A 15,564-nucleotide genomic window follows, 5' to 3' on the forward strand; every position below is an offset into this window, starting at 1 on the left:
AGGCTTACGCCTGTGTTTCCAGCCAGTCTTCGAGCGTATACAGCGTCGCGCCTTCCGCTGCCATATCCATAAACGCCTGAGCGCTGTCCTGCGGTTGGATGTTCACCCCGCGGCAGCCGTCGGTGATGACGCTGACGGTATAACCTAACTGGAGCGCATCCAGCACGGTGAACTTCACGCAGTAATCCGTTGCCAGACCCAGCACGATCAGTTCCGTGATTTCGTGGTGACGTAACCACGCGTCCAGCGCTGTTTTCTGGCGATGCCCGTTATCGAAAAACGCGCTATAGCTGTCGATAGCCGGGTTTTCCCCTTTATGGAACACCGCGTCGATGGCCTTCTGATTCAGGAGCGGATGCAACGCCGCACCTTCCGTCTGCTGCACGCAGTGATCCGGCCAGAAGGTTTGCGCCAGGCCGTCAAGTTCACCCTGGCTGAACGGCTCTACGTTGTGCTGACTGGCAAAACTACCGTGATTTGCCGGGTGCCAGTCCTGGCTTGCAACAACCGCTTCACCGCGGGCTTTGCACCAGCCGATCAGCGTATTTGCCACATCAACCGTGCTGTCACCTTCGGCGACGGCCAGCGCACCGCCCGCGCAGAAATCATTTTGCAAATCGACCAGGAGCAGGGCGCGTTGCTTCATGAGACCTCCTTATTCGTCAGGCGTCAGTTCACCGCGCAGGTTTTGCATCATCGCGCTGCGAATGGACTGAATATCCAGATCCTGACTCAGTAAATAGTGAAGTTTAGTCAGTGTTGCCTCAACGGTCATATCGAAGCCACTGATCACCCCCGCATGCGCCAGCGCGTTACCGGTGGCATAGCCGCCCATGTTGACCTTTCCGGACATACACTGGGTCAGGTTCACTACCACAATTCCGCGTTCGCTCGCTTCCTGCAACTCTTTCAGGAACTCACCGTTCTGCGGCGCATTGCCCACGCCATAGGAGCGTAAAATCAGCGCTTTTACCGGCTGGCGCAGGAAGTTGCGCACCACGTCGGCAGAAATACCCGGGTAAATGGTGACCACGCCAATCGGTTGCGGGGTGATCGGATGCACAATCAGCTCGCCAGCGGTGTTCGGTGCCGGAGGTGTTCCCAGGCGACGAATATGAATACCGGCTTCCAGCAGTGGCTGCAGGTTAGGGGAGGCGAAGGCGTCAAAACCGTCGGCATGGGCTTTAGTGGTGCGGTTGCCACGATACAGACGGTTATTAAAGAACAGCGACACTTCATTAATCGGGTAATTCGCCGCCACATACAGGGAGTTAAGCAGGTTGATCTGCCCGTCAGAGCGAAGCTCCGCCAGCGGGATTTGCGACCCGGTTACAATCACTGGCTTGCTCAGGTTCTCCAGCATGAAGGAGAGCGCCGAGGCGGTGAACGCCATGGTGTCAGTACCATGCAGGATCACGAAACCGTCGTACTGGTCGTAATGGGCTTTAATGTCATCCGCGATGTGCTGCCAGTCTTCCGGCGTCATGTCGGAGGAGTCCATCAGCGGCTCGTATTCGTGGATAGTAAAGTCAGGCATTTCCGGACGGTGGAATTCTGGCATCAACGCAAGCTGACGCTGAAGGTGGCCGGAGACAGGGATATAGCCGTTTTCAGAGCGCTGCATACCGATGGTACCGCCAGTGTAGGCTACATAAATCGATTTCTTCTGCATGGTAGTGAGTTCTTGTTCTTCAAAAGAAAAAAATCCCCTCTTCGCAGGAAGAGGGGACGGTTTTTTAACGGACGTTCGCGCAGGTCAGGCAAAACGCGTAACGACTCTGTGGATCATTAAAGGCCGCGAGTTTATCGCTTTCCGCTTTCATCGCTTTTGCTGCCGTCACGACCGGCGCAGGCAGATACGCCTGTAATGCCTCAGGCAACATGGCGCGAACCGAGCCGGACATACTGTTCATCACCAGATCAAAGAACGACGGTTCATCCTGGTAATACTCAACATGCCACTGCTTGAGCTTCGCCAGTTCAGCGGCTTTCTTGACCGCGTCATCGAAGTCGCCCAGGCTGTCGACCAGGCCGTTGCTCTTCGCATCCTGACCGGTCCAGACGTGGCCCTGTGCAATCTGATCGATCTGGTCAGGCGTCTTTTTACGGGAATCTGCCACCAGAGTGATAAAGCGTTTGTAGCCATTCTCAATACTGAGCTGCATCATCTCAGAAACTTCCGGCGGCAGGGATTTGGTCACCGACACATCCGCCAGCGGAGAGGTGGCAACGCCATCGGTGTGCACACCCAGCGAATCCAGGCTGTTTTCTACGGTGTTGATCACCCCGAAGATGCCAATCGAGCCGGTCAGTGTGCTTGGGTTGGCCACGATGTAGTTGGCTGGCGTTGAGATCCAGTAACCACCAGAGGCGGCCATTCCGCCCATTGATACGACTACCGGCTTGCCAGCGGCACGCGCTGCTGCCAGTTCAGCGCGGATCACCTCTGAAGCACTGACGCTGCCACCAGGGCTGTTTACTCGCAGGACAATCGCTTTCACTTTCGGATCAAGACGAGCATCACGGATTTGTGACGCGGTGGTATCACCGCCCACATTCCCCGGCGTTTCCTGACCGTCCATGATGGCTCCGTTGGCAAACACCACGGCGACGCTGTCACTACTGTCATCCGGTTTTTTCGTCGAGTAATCATACATACTGATAGCGCTGTAATTTTTGTCCTCTTTGCTCCAGCCAAACTGCTTGCTCAGGGATTTTTCAATCTCGGCACTTGTGCCCAGGGCATCAACCAGTTTGTTATCGAGCGCATATTTTGCGGTATCACCGTCAACCTTGCGCAGGCCTTCCAGCACGCCCTGCGCGCCAGGGAACACCTGCTCAGGCGTAATCTGGCGGTTAGCGGCAACGGTGCCCAGATAGTTCTGCCACAGCTCGCCAATCCAGCGGCTGTCCGCTTCACGGGCGGCTGGAGACATATCATCGCGAATAAATGGCTCAACGGCAGATTTATAGGTACCGACACGGAAGACGTGGGTAGTGACTTTCAGCTTGTCGAGTAAAGATTTGTAGTACAGCCCATTGGTGGCAAAGCCGTGCAGGTCGACCGTACCTTGCGGGGAGAGCCAGATTTTATTGGCAAAGCTCGCCAGGTAATATTGCCCCTGGCTGTAGCTGTCCCCCACGGCAATCACCGGCTTACCACTGTCACGGAACTCACGCAGCGCTTTACCGATGTACTGCATGGAAGGCTGATCGCCTCCGGCAAAGTCTTTCAGATCCAGCACAATCCCCGTGATGTTACGGTCGTCTTTCGCCTGACGAATGGTATCGACAATATCGAACAGGGAGTTTTCCTGCAGGCGGTCTGATGTTGCGCCAAACAGCTGACGACTGATCGCCCCCAGACGGTTGCTGGTGGACGGTTTATCGACGATGACGCCAGTGATGTCCAGTAACAGCGCCCCACGAGTCGAATGTTGCGCCTGATTCGCATTGCTGATGTGCATCCAGAGGCCCGCGCAAACCAGAACCAGGAAGATGAAAAAGATGTTCATCACCAGGTTGCGGACGAAGTTGAGCAGTCGCCACGTCCATTTAAAGAAACCGGCAAAGATTCGCCAAAGGGTTCGCATGTATTCTCCCTAACCAGAAAATGACTGTTTCCGTCGCCACTGGACGGTAATGTTGGGTTATCGTAATGACCCAACCGCCACTTGTCAGCAGGAATCGCCTGCCAGGCTGTAACAAAATCTGCCGTCGTGTTAATTTTGTGAGTAAATTTCAAGAAAGGAGTTAACCAATGGACGCTCTCGAACTGCTTGTTAACCGCCGTAGCGCTTCCCGTCTGGCCGAACCTGCCCCGGCAGGCGAGCAACTGGAGAACATTCTGCGTGCCGGCATGCGTGCCCCGGATCATGGCACACTGCAGCCGTGGCACTTCTTTGTGATTGAAGGCGAAGGCCGTGATCGTTTCAGTCAACTGCTGGAGCAGGGGGCGGTTGCCGCCGGACAGGATGAGAAAGGTATCGACAAGGCGCGCAGTGCCCCGTTCCGCGCACCGATGATCATCGCTGTCGTGGCAAAATGCCAGCCTGAACATAAAGTGCCGGTCTGGGAACAGGAAATGTCCGCAGGCTGTGCTGTTATGGCGATGCAAATGGCTGCCGTCGCACAAGGATTTAACGGTATCTGGCGCACCGGTGCATTAACCGAAAGCCCGGTGGTCCGTGACGGTTTTGAGTGCGGAGAGCATGACAAAATTGTCGGTTTCCTCTATCTCGGCACCCCGCAGCTAAAAGCCTCCAGCACCATCAGCGTGCCGGACACCACGCCTTTCGTCAGCCGTTTCTGATAACGCACGCTAAACTGTCTGGATTCTGAGCATCTGCCGCAGAATTCAGACAGTCATACTTACCTCTTTATGGAATGAGCGCTACCATAGCGCGATTGAGATGACAGGAGACGTCCATGAGCGAGCAAACCATACGTTTAACGCAGTACAGCCACGGAGCCGGTTGCGGTTGTAAAATTTCCCCGAAAGTGCTGGAGACCATCCTGCACAGTGAACAGGCGAAGTTTGTCGACCCGAACCTGCTTGTCGGCAATGAAACGCGTGACGATGCTGCAGTTTATGATTTAGGTAACGGCACCAGCATTATCAGTACGACTGACTTCTTTATGCCAATTGTCGACAATCCGTTTGATTTTGGGCGCATTGCGGCCACCAATGCCATCAGTGATATTTTCGCCATGGGCGGTAAGCCGATTATGGCGATTGCCATTCTGGGCTGGCCGATCAACACCATCCCGCCGGAAGTCGCCCGCGAGGTGATTGATGGTGGGCGTTTTGCCTGCCAGCAGGCGGGGATTGCGCTGGCCGGTGGTCACTCGATTGATGCGCCTGAGCCTATTTTTGGCCTTGCCGTCACCGGCGTGGTTCCCACTGAACGCGTGAAGCGCAACAGCACTGCGCAGGAAGGCTGCAAACTGTTCCTCACCAAGCCACTGGGTATTGGTGTTCTCACTACCGCTGAGAAAAAATCCCTGCTGAAACCGGAGCACAAAGGTCTGGCAACGGAAGTCATGTGCCAGATGAACCTCGCCGGTGCGGCTTTCGCCAATATTGACGGCGTGAAGGCAATGACCGACGTGACCGGTTTTGGTCTGTTGGGGCATCTTTCCGAGGTCTGTCAGGGGGCGGGCGTGCAGGCACAGGTCTGGTATCAGGATGTGCCTAAGTTGCCGGGCGTGGAAGAGTATATTGCTCAGGGCGCGGTCCCGGGCGGTACCCAGCGCAACTTCGCCAGCTACGGTCATTTGATGGGCGAGATGCCTGAAGAATGGCGTAACCTGCTGTGCGATCCGCAAACCTCTGGTGGCCTGCTGCTGGCGGTCACACCGGAATCCGAAGCAGAGGTGCAGGCCACTGCCGCCGAGTTTGGTATTACCCTGACGGCGATCGGTGAGCTGGTGACCGCGCGCGGTGGCCGACCGATGATTGAGATCCGTTAATTCGATGCGGTTGTTTATTGCCGAAAAGCCGAGCCTGGCGCGTGCCATCGCCGATGTGCTGCCTAAACCGCACCGAAAAGGCGACGGCTTTATCGAATGTGGCAACGGGCAGGTGGTCACCTGGTGTATTGGTCACCTGCTTGAACAGGCGCAGCCGGATGTCTACGACAGCCGCTATGCTCGCTGGAATTTGAACGATCTGCCCATTGTGCCAGAAAAATGGCGTCTGCAACCCCGGCCCTCCGTTACCAAACAACTCAACGTGATCAAGCGCTTCCTGCATGAGGCCGCTGAAATCGTCCACGCGGGTGACCCGGACAGAGAAGGGCAATTGCTGGTCGATGAAGTGCTGGACTATCTGGAACTGGCACCGGAAAAGCGCCAGCAGGTGCAGCGATGCCTGATAAACGACCTTAACCCGCAGGCCGTTGAACGAGCGATCTCCCGTCTGCGCGCCAACAGCGAGTTTATCCCGCTGTGCGTCTCCGCGCTGGCCCGCGCCCGTGCGGACTGGTTGTACGGGATCAACATGACCCGCGCGTACACCATTCTGGGGCGTAACGCGGGTTATCAGGGCGTGCTCTCTGTGGGCCGTGTGCAAACGCCGGTGCTGGGGCTTGTTGTGCGTCGCGACGAGGAGATTGAGAACTTTGTCGCCAAAGATTTCTTTGAAGTGAAAGCGCATATCGTCACGCCTAAAGACGAACGCTTTACCGCTGTCTGGCAGCCGAGCGATGCCTGTGAATCGTATCAGGACGAAGAGGGGCGATTGCTGCACCGTCCGCTGGCGGATCATGTGGTTAACCGGATCACCGATCAACCTGCAATTGTCACCAGCTATAACGATAAACGGGAATCAGAACCTGCGCCGTTGCCGTTCTCGCTCTCAGCCCTGCAGATTGAGGCCGCGAAGCGCTTTGGCCTCAGCGCGCAGAACGTGCTGGATATCTGCCAGAAGCTCTACGAAACCCACAAGCTGATCACCTATCCGCGTTCGGATAGCCGTTATCTGCCGGAAGAGCACTTTGCCGGACGTCATTCGGTGATGAACGCCATTAGCGTCCACGCGCCGGATCTGCTGCCGCAACCAGCGGTGAACCCGGATACCCATAACCGCTGCTGGGACGATAAAAAGGTGGACGCCCACCATGCGATTATCCCGACGGCGCGCGCCAGCAACGTTAACCTGACCGATAACGAAGCGAAGGTTTATAACCTGATTGCCCGTCAGTACCTGATGCAGTTTTGCCCGGATGCGGTGTTCCGCAAGTGCGTGATCGAGCTCGAAATCGCCAAAGGGAAGTTTGTCGCCAAAGCGCGTTTCCTGGCGGAAGCCGGGTGGCGTACGCTGCTGGGCAACAAAGAGCGTGATGAAGAGAACGACGGTACGCCGTTGCCCGTCGTTGCCAAAGATGACGAACTTCTGTGTGAGAAGGGCGAAGTGGTTGAACGTCAGACCCAGCCGCCACGCCATTTCACGGATGCGACGCTGCTTTCAGCCATGACGGGGATAGCCCGCTTTGTGCAGGATAAAGATCTGAAGAAGATCCTGCGCGCAACCGACGGATTGGGTACCGAAGCAACCCGTGCAGGTATTATCGAACTGCTGTTTAAGCGCGGTTTTCTGGAGAAGAAAGGGCGTTACATCCATTCAACGGAACCCGGACGCGCACTGATTCATTCGTTACCAGAGCTGGCGGCAAGGCCAGACATGACGGCGCACTGGGAGTCCGTGCTGACGCAAATCAGCGAAAAGCAGTGCCGCTATCAGGACTTTATGCAGCCGCTGGTGGGGACGCTGTACCAGCTGATCGATCAGGCGCGCAGCACGCCGGTGAAGCGGTTCCGAGGGATGGTTGCGCCAGGTGCTGGCGCGAAGAAACCATTTAAAAAGAAGAAGAGTGCGGCATGAGTTTATAGGCCGGGTAAGGCGTAGCCGCCACCCGGCGAAAAACTTAAATCACACCCTGCCCAATCATTGCATCCGCCACCTTCACGAACCCGGCAATATTCGCGCCGCGCACGTAGTTGGTTTGCGATGCCTCACCGCCGTACTCCACACACGCATGGTGAATATCCAGCATGATATGGTGCAGACGCGCATCCACTTTCTCTGCTTTCCAGCCGAGACGTGCGGCGTTTTGCGCCATCTCAAGACCGGATGTCGCCACGCCGCCCGCGTTTGCCGCTTTACCCGGTGCAAACAGCACGCCTGCTTCCAGGAACAGATCGGTCGCTTCGATGGTGGTTGGCATATTCGCGCCTTCAGCCACTGCTTTCACGCCATTGCTAATCAATGTACGGGCAGCTTCCACATCCAGCTCATTCTGTGTCGCACACGGCAGGGCGATATCCACCGGCACGCCCCACGGTTGCTTGCCTTCGAGCCAGGTCAGTCCAAACTCCCGTGCATAGTCCGCCACGCGCCCGTCGCGGCTGGCTTTGATTTCACACAGACGCGCCAGCTTTTCAGCCGTGAAGCCTGCTTCATCCACCACCGTACCGCCGGAGTCAGAGGCGGTCACCACGCGAGCGCCAAACTGCATCGCCTTCTCAATCGCGTACTGCGCCACATTACCGGATCCGGAGACGGCGACGCGCATACCTTCAAAACCTAAGCCGTGACGCTTGAGCATGGCTTCGGTGAAGTAAACCAGGCCGTATCCGGTCGCTTCCGGGCGGATCAGGCTCCCGCCAAACGACAGCCCTTTGCCGGTAAAGACACAGGCACTGTTGTTGGAGAGTTTTTTCATCATGCCGGCCATAAAGCCGACCTCCCGGCCGCCCACGCCGATATCCCCCGCCGGGACGTCGGTGTCCGGACCAAGATGGCGATAGAGTTCGGTCATCAGCGCCTGACAGAAACGCATCACTTCACCTTCGCTTTTGCCTTTCGGATCGAAATCACTTCCGCCTTTACCTCCGCCCATTGGCAGGGTAGTTAGCGCATTTTTAAACGTCTGCTCAAAGCCAAGAAATTTCAGGATCGACAGGTTCACCGAAGGATGGAAGCGCATCCCACCTTTAAACGGGCCGATAGCGGAGTTGAACTGCACGCGCCACGCGCGGTTGACCTGGACCTGATTGCGGTCATCCACCCAGGTCACGCGGAACTGGATCACGCGCTCTGGCTCTACGAGGCGCTCAAGCAGAGACATCTGACGATAACGCGGGTTTTCTTCAAGGAAGGGCCACAGAGTGGTCATCACTTCACGTACGGCCTGCGCAAACTCACTCTGGTGCGGGTCGCGCTGTTGAACATGGGTAAGGAAACTTTCCAGAGAACGTGTCTGATCCATAGATATAAGAACCCCTTATGGTATTTTATGGTTATTGCTTATGCGATTTGTGTTGTTTTTTTGACTATACCACCCGCACTGCTTTGTCAGGCAAGCAGAAATTCATGCGGAAAGGGAAATTAATCATACGCAGTGCGTCATAACAAAAAGCGATGACGAGATAAATTAAAGGTTCTGCTTCGGTTAACCGTTATAGTTGTTAACAGAACACAACAGGAAGGCAAGTCTATGAACCGTTACGTGATGACCGCGTTATGTTTGATGTTTACCGCAGGCGCTCAGGCTGACCGTATTCGCCCGGATGTTCAGGTGAATGTGCCGCCGGAGGTCTTTAGCTCCAGCGGGCAAAGTTCCCAGCCCTGCAATCAGTGCTGTATCTATCAGGATCAGAACTATTCGGAAGGGGCTGTGGTGAAGGCGGATGGCGTCCTGTTGCAGTGCCAGCGCGATGAGCGCACGATCAGTACGAACCCGCTGGTCTGGCGTCGCGTAAAACAATAAAGGCTTCCAGCAGGGGAATATCCGCGGGGGCTAAGGCGTAGCCAAACGCCTCTTCAGGCGTACACCACACCAGCGCGCTGTGGTAGTGCGCCGTCGGTTCACCCCTAAACGCGGGGACGTGCCAGGCATGAAGGTTGATTAACCGCTGCGAAACTTCCCGCTGATGGCTTGCCACATACTGCCCCGGCTGGGCCCGAATACCGAGTTCCTCCCACAACTCACGGGCAAGCGCCTCGGGTTGTGTCTCTCCGGCTTCAACTTTTCCACCAGCGAATTCCCACATACCGGGTTGGTCAGCATGTGCGGGGCGCTGCGCGAGTAAAATTTTCTGGTCTTTTTCGATGATTGCCGCAACGACATCGACTGTTTTAAGCATGGTCGTCAATACTTGAAAGCGAAAACCACCATATTATCTTGCCCTTTGTCAGAGTCCAGTCATCAGGAGAATCAGGTGAAAGAAACCTCCACCTGGGTAGCGCCCATCTCAACCCTTCCGGCGAGTTTAAAACCGATTGCCGCCATGCAGAAAAAACACTTCGGTGCCGTGCTTAACCCCACGCGCTGGTGGGGGCGTATGCCGCGTCTTTTCTGGCTGGTGGCGCTGTTTGTCGGTTTCCTCGAACGGCGTCATGCACGTCTGACGCCCGTGCTGCGCTCGCTGCTGATGACGCGGGTGTCGCAGATATGCCATTGTGCTTTTTGTATTGATGCCAACAGTCTGCGCCTTGCCGAACGCGTGGGGGCGCTGGATAAAGTTCAGGCCGTCAGCCACTGGCGTGACTCCGCGCTTTTTAATGAGCAGGAGCGCGCGGCGCTGGCCTACGCGGAGGCCGTTACCGCCACGCCGCCGCAGGTGGATGAGGCGCTCAAACGCGACCTCAAACGTCTTTTCAACGATGAGACGATTACCGAAATGACGGCACTGGTTGCGTTTCAAAATCTCTCCGCCCGCTTCAACGCCGCTCTCGATATCCCGGCGCAGGGACTGTGCGACACGTTAAAAGGAAAACCGCATGCTTGATCGACATATCCATCCACGGGTAAAGCCCGCCCTTAACCGGCTGGCGTCCTGGCTGGATAAACCCGGTATTACGCCCGACGGATTAACCATGACCGGGTTTGCCGTGGGCGTGCTGGCGCTACCGTTTCTGGCCCTCGGTTGGTATCTTGCTGCACTTGTCGCCATCGTATTTAACCGCCTGCTGGATGGTCTGGACGGCGCGCTGGCACGCCGCAGAGGGCTGACCGATGCGGGCGGGTTTCTTGATATTGCACTCGATTTTCTGTTCTACGCGTTGGTACCGTTTGGCTTCGCACTGGCAGCTCCCGAAGAGAATGCGCTGGCCGCCGCCTGGCTGCTGTTCGCCTTTATCGGTACTGGCAGTAGCTTTCTGGCCTTTGCCGCACTGGCGGCGAAGCACGATATCGACAACCCCGGCTATGCGCACAAGTCGTTTTATTACATCGGTGGTTTAACAGAAGGGACAGAGACCATTACGCTGTTTGTACTGTGCTGCCTGTTTCCGGCGCACTTTACGCTTTTCGCGTGGGTATTCGGCGCGTTGTGCTGGCTGACCACCACAACGCGCATCTGGAGCGGTTATGTTACGTTGAAGTCACTCAATTCTTAGAGGGAACTCTCGGGCCCGCGCTCGCCGGTTGAGACCGGGTTTTGCGGGTGGCTGCTCCATTCGTACCAGCCGCCGTCATAGACGGCGACGTTCTTCCAGCCCATCGCACGGGCGTACATAAAGGTCTCAGAGGCTCGCCAGCCGGTACCGCAGTAAAATGCGACATGCTGTTCCGGCAGGATATTCCAGCTTTTCCACATGCTGGCGATGTCGTCGGCGCTACGCATAGTGCCATCCGGGTTATGGAAATCCTCCATGTGAGTGGCGTCGCTTCCGCCATGGCCCCAGCGGGCACCGGCAATTTCACCTTTCGGTTTGATGTAGCTATAGCCGCTGGTTTTGCCAATAAACTCCGGCCACGAGCGAATGCTGACCAGCGAGGCATCCTGGCGATGCAACATCCCACGCGCCTGCTCCATATCCACCATCAACTGCGGCTGACCGGGGATCGGCGCACCAAAATCAGCGGCAGGTTTCACCTCTGAAGGCATACCGCGTTCGACGGGCAGACCCGCATCTGACCACGCTTTCCAGCCGCCATCGAGAATACGCACATCCTTCACACCCGCATACAGCATAATCTGCGCCACGCGCGCGGCAGCATACACGTCACGGCCATACAAAATGACCGTGGTGTCATGACGGATACCGTGTTTTGCCAGCATCTCTTTCAGCTTGTCGTCAGAGACTTTATTCCACAGCGGCTCGCTTTCTACTTCGTTGGTGTCGATGTAGCCCGCACCGGGAATGTGATTCAGCAGATAAAACTTCGGCGCGCCCCAGGCAGCTTCAATCACTTTCCAGTCTCCCGCCGGAGCGGCAGTGACGGGTTTACCCTGCTGGAGTTGGTGGATCCACTGCGGGTAGACGAGTTGTTCGAAGTGAGGCAGACGCTGTAGACGAGCAGGCGTTTGCAGGGCATCGCTGAGAAGCGAAACATGAGTGTATCCGGCTTTTTCCAGACGGGCTTTCACGGCCTGGTTTGTGTTATCACCGCCGTAGAGTGCGAGGGAGGTTGAGGGCGTAAGGTGATGCTGTTTTGCCCAGATGGCAATCTGCTCGTCGCTCATTGCGTCAAGCCAGGAGGCTGAAAGATTGAGCGCGGCAGGTTCATGGCCGGAGGTGCCACTTAGCGACTGTGGCCAGCCGTTATAAAAAGCACTGGCACGGGTATCGATCACCACACCATGCTGTTCCTGAATCTGAGACAGCGTCATTGTGTCAGGCATTTCAGCCGCCAGAGAGGAAAGGGAAGCGAGGCTGCAACACAGAGCCAGCGCGGTCAGTTGAGAAACACGTTTCATCATATAACCTGACGTCAGTAAAAGAGGGGGGCATTGTCGTCTCTCCCGGAATGTAAAACATTGCGTTAGCACATTATTGCCAGCGAGAAATCGCAATCACTTCGCCACCAGGAGGAATATCTTCCTCATCATGCGTGACCAGAATAACCGGTATGCCGCGTGCCCGGACAACGTCAAACACCCATGTCCGAAACGTCGCGCGTAGCGTTTTGTCGAGGCGGCCGAACGGTTCATCCAGCAGTAGCGCCTGTGGCTCAGCGAGCAGGGCCCGCAGCAGACTGACCCTGGCGCGCTCCCCACCGGAGAGCGTCGCCGGATCGCTGGCGTAGTGGTTTTTAAGCCCGGCGGAACTCAGTGCCTGCTCGACTGCTTCCCGCCGTGCACGCCCGACGATCCGCTCAGGTAATGCCAGCAACAAATTTTGACCAACAGTGAAGTGGTCAAACAGCAGGGCATCCTGAAAGAGAATACCCAGCCCGCGGGATTCTACGGGAAGTCTGTCGCAGCGACGCTCGTCTAACCATAACTCGCCTTGTGCCTGGAAATCGTCGGACAGCGCACCCACCATCCAGGCAAAAAGAGTCGATTTCCCACTACCTGACGGTCCCATCAGGGTGACAATCTCTCCGCGAGGCACACAGAAATTGACCTCGCGGAAAAGCGGTTCGATGGTGAGATCTTTTACCTTCAGCATTAACGTAATCCCTGACGATAGCGGCCCGCGAGCCGTGATAACAGTGCGGCAAGGCCGAACACCATGCCCGTGACCAGCAATAACCCCAGTGCCCGGTTAGCCAGAACCGGGATACTGCCCCCGCTGCTGAGTGCGACGGTCTCCGTGGTGAGCGTGGTGAAACGGCCCGCGCCCAGCCAGAGCGTTGGCATGTATTGCGCCATGCTGACGGAAAAACCGGTGGCAAAAGCCAGCAGTGCCGGGCGCACCAGCAGGGGACATTTCAGCAGGCAGAAGATTTTTGCCCGTCGCCAGCCAAGTGTTCTGGCGGTAAGGATAAGCCGGGGATCGATCCTGCGCCAGGCGGGTTGCAGCACCAGCAGCATCCACGGTAACACCCACAGCAGATGGCTCCAGAGCACGGCGATATACTGCCCGTCGATACCTAATCGCAACGCAATAAAATATTGCCCGGTGACGAGCGGTAGCGCCGGAAGGGCGAGGGGTAACCACACCCACAGCGTACCTCGCTGGGGTCCCCATTCGAGCCAGAGAAAAATGATGACCAGGGCCATCAGGCTGGAAAGCAGGCCGAAGGAAAGGCTGGTACCCACGGAGCCCATCTCGTCCCGCTGTGCCAGCATCAGCAGTACTGCTACGCAAAGTACGCCGCACGCGGGTAACAACCTGCTTATCGACCGCTCAGGCAGTGGGAGAGGAGACGTGCGACGCGTCCCCGGCAGATCCGCAAGCGTGCGACACCATACCTTCCAGGCACCGTAACCCAGCGCGGCAAGTGCAGCCAGCAGCAGGAGGATGAGCAGGCATAGCAACATCCCTTTTGCTTGTTGCTGTGCGTCGCCCTGGCTGAGCCACTGCCAGGCCAGCACGGCCAGCGTGGGAGGGTTGCCCGGCCCGAGAACGATTGCCACATCCACAACCGAAATTGACCAGGCAAGAACGGCCAGCATCACCGCCCCGAGGACTGGGGCGATGGCCGGAAGGAGCAGCCAGTTGAGTGCCTGAAAACGCCCATAACCGAAGGTTTGCAGTACAACTTTTTGCTGTGCAAGACGTTTTTCCGGCAGTACGGCGTAAATAGCCCACAGCACAAACGCACTCTCTTTGACGGCGAGCGTCAGGCCCAGCCCTGCACCGTATTGGTCCAGCGCAGGTGTACAGACCTGGTAAAAAAGACCGCCCTCCGCAAACAGCAGTAAAGCGCTGGTGGCGAACGCCACGTGGGGAATGGCTAACAGCCACGGCAGGCGCGTGTTGAGGCGTCGCCAGCGTTTGCCGGGCCAGAGAAGCGCCAGCAGGACAAGGGCGATTAACAAGGAACCCAGCGTCGCGATGAGCGTTGAGACCAGTGTGGCGACGAGCGCCTGAGGCAGTTGCGGGTCGTTAAACAGCGACTGCCAGTGAGTCACCGAAAATGCCGGGGCGAGCAGCATGGCGCCAGCGGGCAGGAGCGGCAGATAGATAGCTGCCATTGCCAGCCAGACAAGCCAACTCAACGGGTGCCGTAACGACGCAGCCATTCCTGCTCCAGCGCGTTAACCCAGGCCGATTGCGGCTCCGCCAGCACCTGCGGCAGCCCTTCAGGCGTGTGGGCTTGCAACTGTTTCGCGTCACCTTCGGGGAGTAATTTTACATCCAGTACGCTCGGGTCTCCCCAGGTAGCCGGGTCAGCCTTGCGAATTTGCGCCTGTGGTGAAAGCAGGAAATTGGCGACCACTTTCGCACCTGCGCTCGCGCTGGCATTAGCCGGAATGGCGACAAAATGGACGTTACCGATCATCCCGTTGTGAAAACCAAAGCTGTAGCTGTCGGCAGGCAGTTCACCACTGGCGACTTTTTGTTGCGCATGTGCCGGGTTAAAGGTCAGCGACAGGTTCAGACTGCCGCTGGCAAGCAGGGCATCCATACGTGCAGGCGAAGAGGGAAAGTCTTTGCCTTCGCGCCACAGTAGTGGGTGGAGTTTGTCGAGGTAATCCCAAAGCGGGGCTGTTACCTGGGCAAAGGTGTTATCGGGTGCCTTTTGCAGCGCATCCGGCTGTGTGGTAAGTGTCAGGAGCAACTGCTCAAGAAACGCCGTCCCGGTAAAATCGGGCGGGCGTGGATAGCTGACTTTACCCGGATGCTGCCGGGCATAGGCCAGCAACGCCTGCGGATCCTCCGGCGGCGTCGGCATGCTCTTTGTGCGTGCGATAAAGGTCAGTTGCGCGCCGCCCCACGGCGATTCCGCCCCGTTAGTGGGAACAGCAAAATCTTCCGTTACGGGTTTGCGGGTATCGACATAGCGCCAGTTTGGTAGTAACTGCGCCCATCCGGTTTGCAGCAGGTTAGCCTCTTTTAACGTGCGGAAATTTTCGCCATTTACCCACAGCAGGTCGACTGAGCCGTTGGTCTTACGTCCAGCGCTGGCTTCCGTCTGAATACGTTTTACCGCATCGGCGGCATCTGCCAGTGGGACAATTTTGAGGGTAATGGCGTAGTGCGTTTTCATCTCACCGCTTACCCACTCAAGGTAGCGGTTTACCGCCGGATCGCCGCCCCAGGCGTTAAACCAGACCGTCTGGCCTTTGGCTTGTTGTTGGATGGATTGCCAGCTGTCTGCGGCATACAAAGGGGTTGCCAGCAGCAGGCTGGTCAGAAACGTGCAAAAACGCACACGGCGCATA

General features: G+C 57.0%; 15 protein-coding genes. 6 read left to right on the plus strand and 9 right to left on the minus strand.

Translation table 11 applies throughout. The annotated features are described in order from the left end of the window. Nucleotides 1-4: 4 nt before the first annotated feature. The 3 genes from pncA to sppA form a co-directional block, all read right to left on the minus strand. A complete protein-coding gene (pncA, locus tag V6E55_RS05370; protein WP_316942325.1) occupies nucleotides 5-646 on the minus strand; it encodes a bifunctional nicotinamidase/pyrazinamidase in 642 nt (213 codons plus the stop codon). Between the two features lie 9 nt (nucleotides 647-655). Then, nucleotides 656-1,672 carry an asparaginase gene (ansA, locus tag V6E55_RS05375; RefSeq protein WP_008500705.1) on the minus strand — a complete coding sequence of 339 codons (1,017 nt, stop codon included), beginning with the start codon at nucleotides 1,670-1,672 and terminating at the stop codon, nucleotides 656-658. Between the two features lie 64 nt (nucleotides 1,673-1,736). Continuing rightward, complete coding sequence (gene sppA, locus V6E55_RS05380) at nucleotides 1,737-3,593, minus strand: signal peptide peptidase SppA (protein WP_316942326.1); 1,857 nt, start codon at nucleotides 3,591-3,593, stop codon at nucleotides 1,737-1,739. Between the two features lie 167 nt (nucleotides 3,594-3,760). On the opposite strand from sppA, the gene V6E55_RS05385 reads away from it, so the two are divergent. From V6E55_RS05385 to V6E55_RS05395, 3 genes are all read left to right on the plus strand, one after another. Then, entirely contained in the window at nucleotides 3,761-4,312 is a 552-nt protein-coding gene (locus V6E55_RS05385) for an NAD(P)H nitroreductase (protein WP_129996067.1), read from the plus strand. Between the two features lie 116 nt (nucleotides 4,313-4,428). Continuing rightward, nucleotides 4,429-5,472 (plus strand): selenide, water dikinase SelD, encoded by a 1,044-nt coding sequence (gene selD / locus V6E55_RS05390; RefSeq protein WP_114978123.1) that lies wholly within the window; start codon nucleotides 4,429-4,431, stop codon nucleotides 5,470-5,472. A 4-nt stretch (nucleotides 5,473-5,476) separates the two neighbouring features. After that, nucleotides 5,477-7,384, plus strand: a complete 1,908-nt coding sequence (locus V6E55_RS05395) for a DNA topoisomerase III (protein ID WP_316942347.1) — start codon at nucleotides 5,477-5,479, stop codon at nucleotides 7,382-7,384. Nucleotides 7,385-7,427: 43 nt separating this feature from the next. Here the strand turns inward: V6E55_RS05395 and gdhA are convergent, their stop codons facing one another. After that, the gene (gene gdhA / locus V6E55_RS05400) at nucleotides 7,428-8,771 is read right to left on the minus strand and encodes an NADP-specific glutamate dehydrogenase (protein WP_129996065.1); all 1,344 of its coding nucleotides are present in this window, start codon (nucleotides 8,769-8,771) and stop codon (nucleotides 7,428-7,430) included. Between the two features lie 228 nt (nucleotides 8,772-8,999). Between gdhA and V6E55_RS05405 the strand changes: the two genes are divergently transcribed. Next, nucleotides 9,000-9,272: a YnjH family protein gene (locus V6E55_RS05405; protein WP_129324497.1), complete on the plus strand. Its 273-nt coding sequence runs from the start codon at nucleotides 9,000-9,002 to the stop codon at nucleotides 9,270-9,272. Here the strand turns inward: V6E55_RS05405 and V6E55_RS05410 are convergent. Then, nucleotides 9,232-9,648: a pyrimidine (deoxy)nucleoside triphosphate diphosphatase gene (locus V6E55_RS05410; protein ID WP_316942327.1), complete on the minus strand. Its 417-nt coding sequence runs from the start codon at nucleotides 9,646-9,648 to the stop codon at nucleotides 9,232-9,234. The two genes, V6E55_RS05405 and V6E55_RS05410, sit on opposite strands and share 41 nt — an antisense overlap. 75 nt (nucleotides 9,649-9,723) lie before the next feature. Here V6E55_RS05410 and V6E55_RS05415 point away from each other — a divergent pair, with 75 nt between their 5' ends. Beyond that, on the plus strand, nucleotides 9,724-10,293 hold the full coding sequence (locus tag V6E55_RS05415) for a carboxymuconolactone decarboxylase family protein (RefSeq protein ID WP_316942328.1): 570 nt from the start codon (nucleotides 9,724-9,726) through the stop codon (nucleotides 10,291-10,293). Then, nucleotides 10,286-10,903, plus strand: a complete 618-nt coding sequence (locus V6E55_RS05420; RefSeq protein ID WP_316942330.1) for a CDP-alcohol phosphatidyltransferase family protein — start codon at nucleotides 10,286-10,288, stop codon at nucleotides 10,901-10,903. The genes V6E55_RS05415 and V6E55_RS05420 overlap by 8 nt, the downstream gene beginning before the upstream one ends. Here the strand turns inward: V6E55_RS05420 and V6E55_RS05425 are convergent. From V6E55_RS05425 to V6E55_RS05440, 4 genes are all read right to left on the minus strand, one after another. Further along, nucleotides 10,900-12,207: a rhodanese-like domain-containing protein gene (locus V6E55_RS05425; RefSeq protein ID WP_316942348.1), complete on the minus strand. Its 1,308-nt coding sequence runs from the start codon at nucleotides 12,205-12,207 to the stop codon at nucleotides 10,900-10,902. The two genes, V6E55_RS05420 and V6E55_RS05425, sit on opposite strands and share 4 nt — an antisense overlap. Nucleotides 12,208-12,280: 73 nt before the next feature. Continuing rightward, the gene (locus V6E55_RS05430; protein ID WP_316942331.1) at nucleotides 12,281-12,901 is read right to left on the minus strand and encodes an ATP-binding cassette domain-containing protein; all 621 of its coding nucleotides are present in this window, start codon (nucleotides 12,899-12,901) and stop codon (nucleotides 12,281-12,283) included. After that, entirely contained in the window at nucleotides 12,901-14,421 is a 1,521-nt protein-coding gene (locus V6E55_RS05435; RefSeq protein ID WP_316942332.1) for a thiamine ABC transporter permease, read from the minus strand. Before V6E55_RS05435 ends, V6E55_RS05430 begins: the two co-directional genes overlap by 1 nt. Next, entirely contained in the window at nucleotides 14,394-15,563 is a 1,170-nt protein-coding gene (locus V6E55_RS05440; protein WP_316942333.1) for an ABC transporter substrate-binding protein, read from the minus strand. Before V6E55_RS05440 ends, V6E55_RS05435 begins: the two co-directional genes overlap by 28 nt. Nucleotide 15,564: the final 1 nt, after the last annotated feature.

This window comes from Enterobacter sp. 342, from assembly GCF_036663495.1.
Taxonomy (GTDB): Bacteria; Pseudomonadota; Gammaproteobacteria; order Enterobacterales; family Enterobacteriaceae; genus Enterobacter.

What these genes read in the sequence shown, in the direction of transcription:
- pncA (WP_316942325.1), bottom strand. Translation starts at nt 646, where the DNA reads ATGAAGCAACGCGCCCTGCTCCTGGTCGATTTGCAAAATGATTTCTGC.
- ansA (WP_008500705.1), bottom strand. Translation starts at nt 1,672, where the DNA reads ATGCAGAAGAAATCGATTTATGTAGCCTACACTGGCGGTACCATCGGT.
- sppA (WP_316942326.1), bottom strand. Translation starts at nt 3,593, where the DNA reads ATGCGAACCCTTTGGCGAATCTTTGCCGGTTTCTTTAAATGGACGTGG.
- V6E55_RS05385 (WP_129996067.1), top strand. Translation starts at nt 3,761, where the DNA reads ATGGACGCTCTCGAACTGCTTGTTAACCGCCGTAGCGCTTCCCGTCTG.
- selD (WP_114978123.1), top strand. Translation starts at nt 4,429, where the DNA reads ATGAGCGAGCAAACCATACGTTTAACGCAGTACAGCCACGGAGCCGGT.
- V6E55_RS05395 (WP_316942347.1), top strand. Translation starts at nt 5,477, where the DNA reads ATGCGGTTGTTTATTGCCGAAAAGCCGAGCCTGGCGCGTGCCATCGCC.
- gdhA (WP_129996065.1), bottom strand. Translation starts at nt 8,771, where the DNA reads ATGGATCAGACACGTTCTCTGGAAAGTTTCCTTACCCATGTTCAACAG.
- V6E55_RS05405 (WP_129324497.1), top strand. Translation starts at nt 9,000, where the DNA reads ATGAACCGTTACGTGATGACCGCGTTATGTTTGATGTTTACCGCAGGC.
- V6E55_RS05410 (WP_316942327.1), bottom strand. Translation starts at nt 9,648, where the DNA reads ATGCTTAAAACAGTCGATGTCGTTGCGGCAATCATCGAAAAAGACCAG.
- V6E55_RS05420 (WP_316942330.1), top strand. Translation starts at nt 10,286, where the DNA reads ATGCTTGATCGACATATCCATCCACGGGTAAAGCCCGCCCTTAACCGG.
- V6E55_RS05425 (WP_316942348.1), bottom strand. Translation starts at nt 12,207, where the DNA reads ATGAAACGTGTTTCTCAACTGACCGCGCTGGCTCTGTGTTGCAGCCTC.
- V6E55_RS05430 (WP_316942331.1), bottom strand. Translation starts at nt 12,901, where the DNA reads ATGCTGAAGGTAAAAGATCTCACCATCGAACCGCTTTTCCGCGAGGTC.
- V6E55_RS05435 (WP_316942332.1), bottom strand. Translation starts at nt 14,421, where the DNA reads ATGGCTGCGTCGTTACGGCACCCGTTGAGTTGGCTTGTCTGGCTGGCA.
- V6E55_RS05440 (WP_316942333.1), bottom strand. Translation starts at nt 15,563, where the DNA reads ATGCGCCGTGTGCGTTTTTGCACGTTTCTGACCAGCCTGCTGCTGGCA.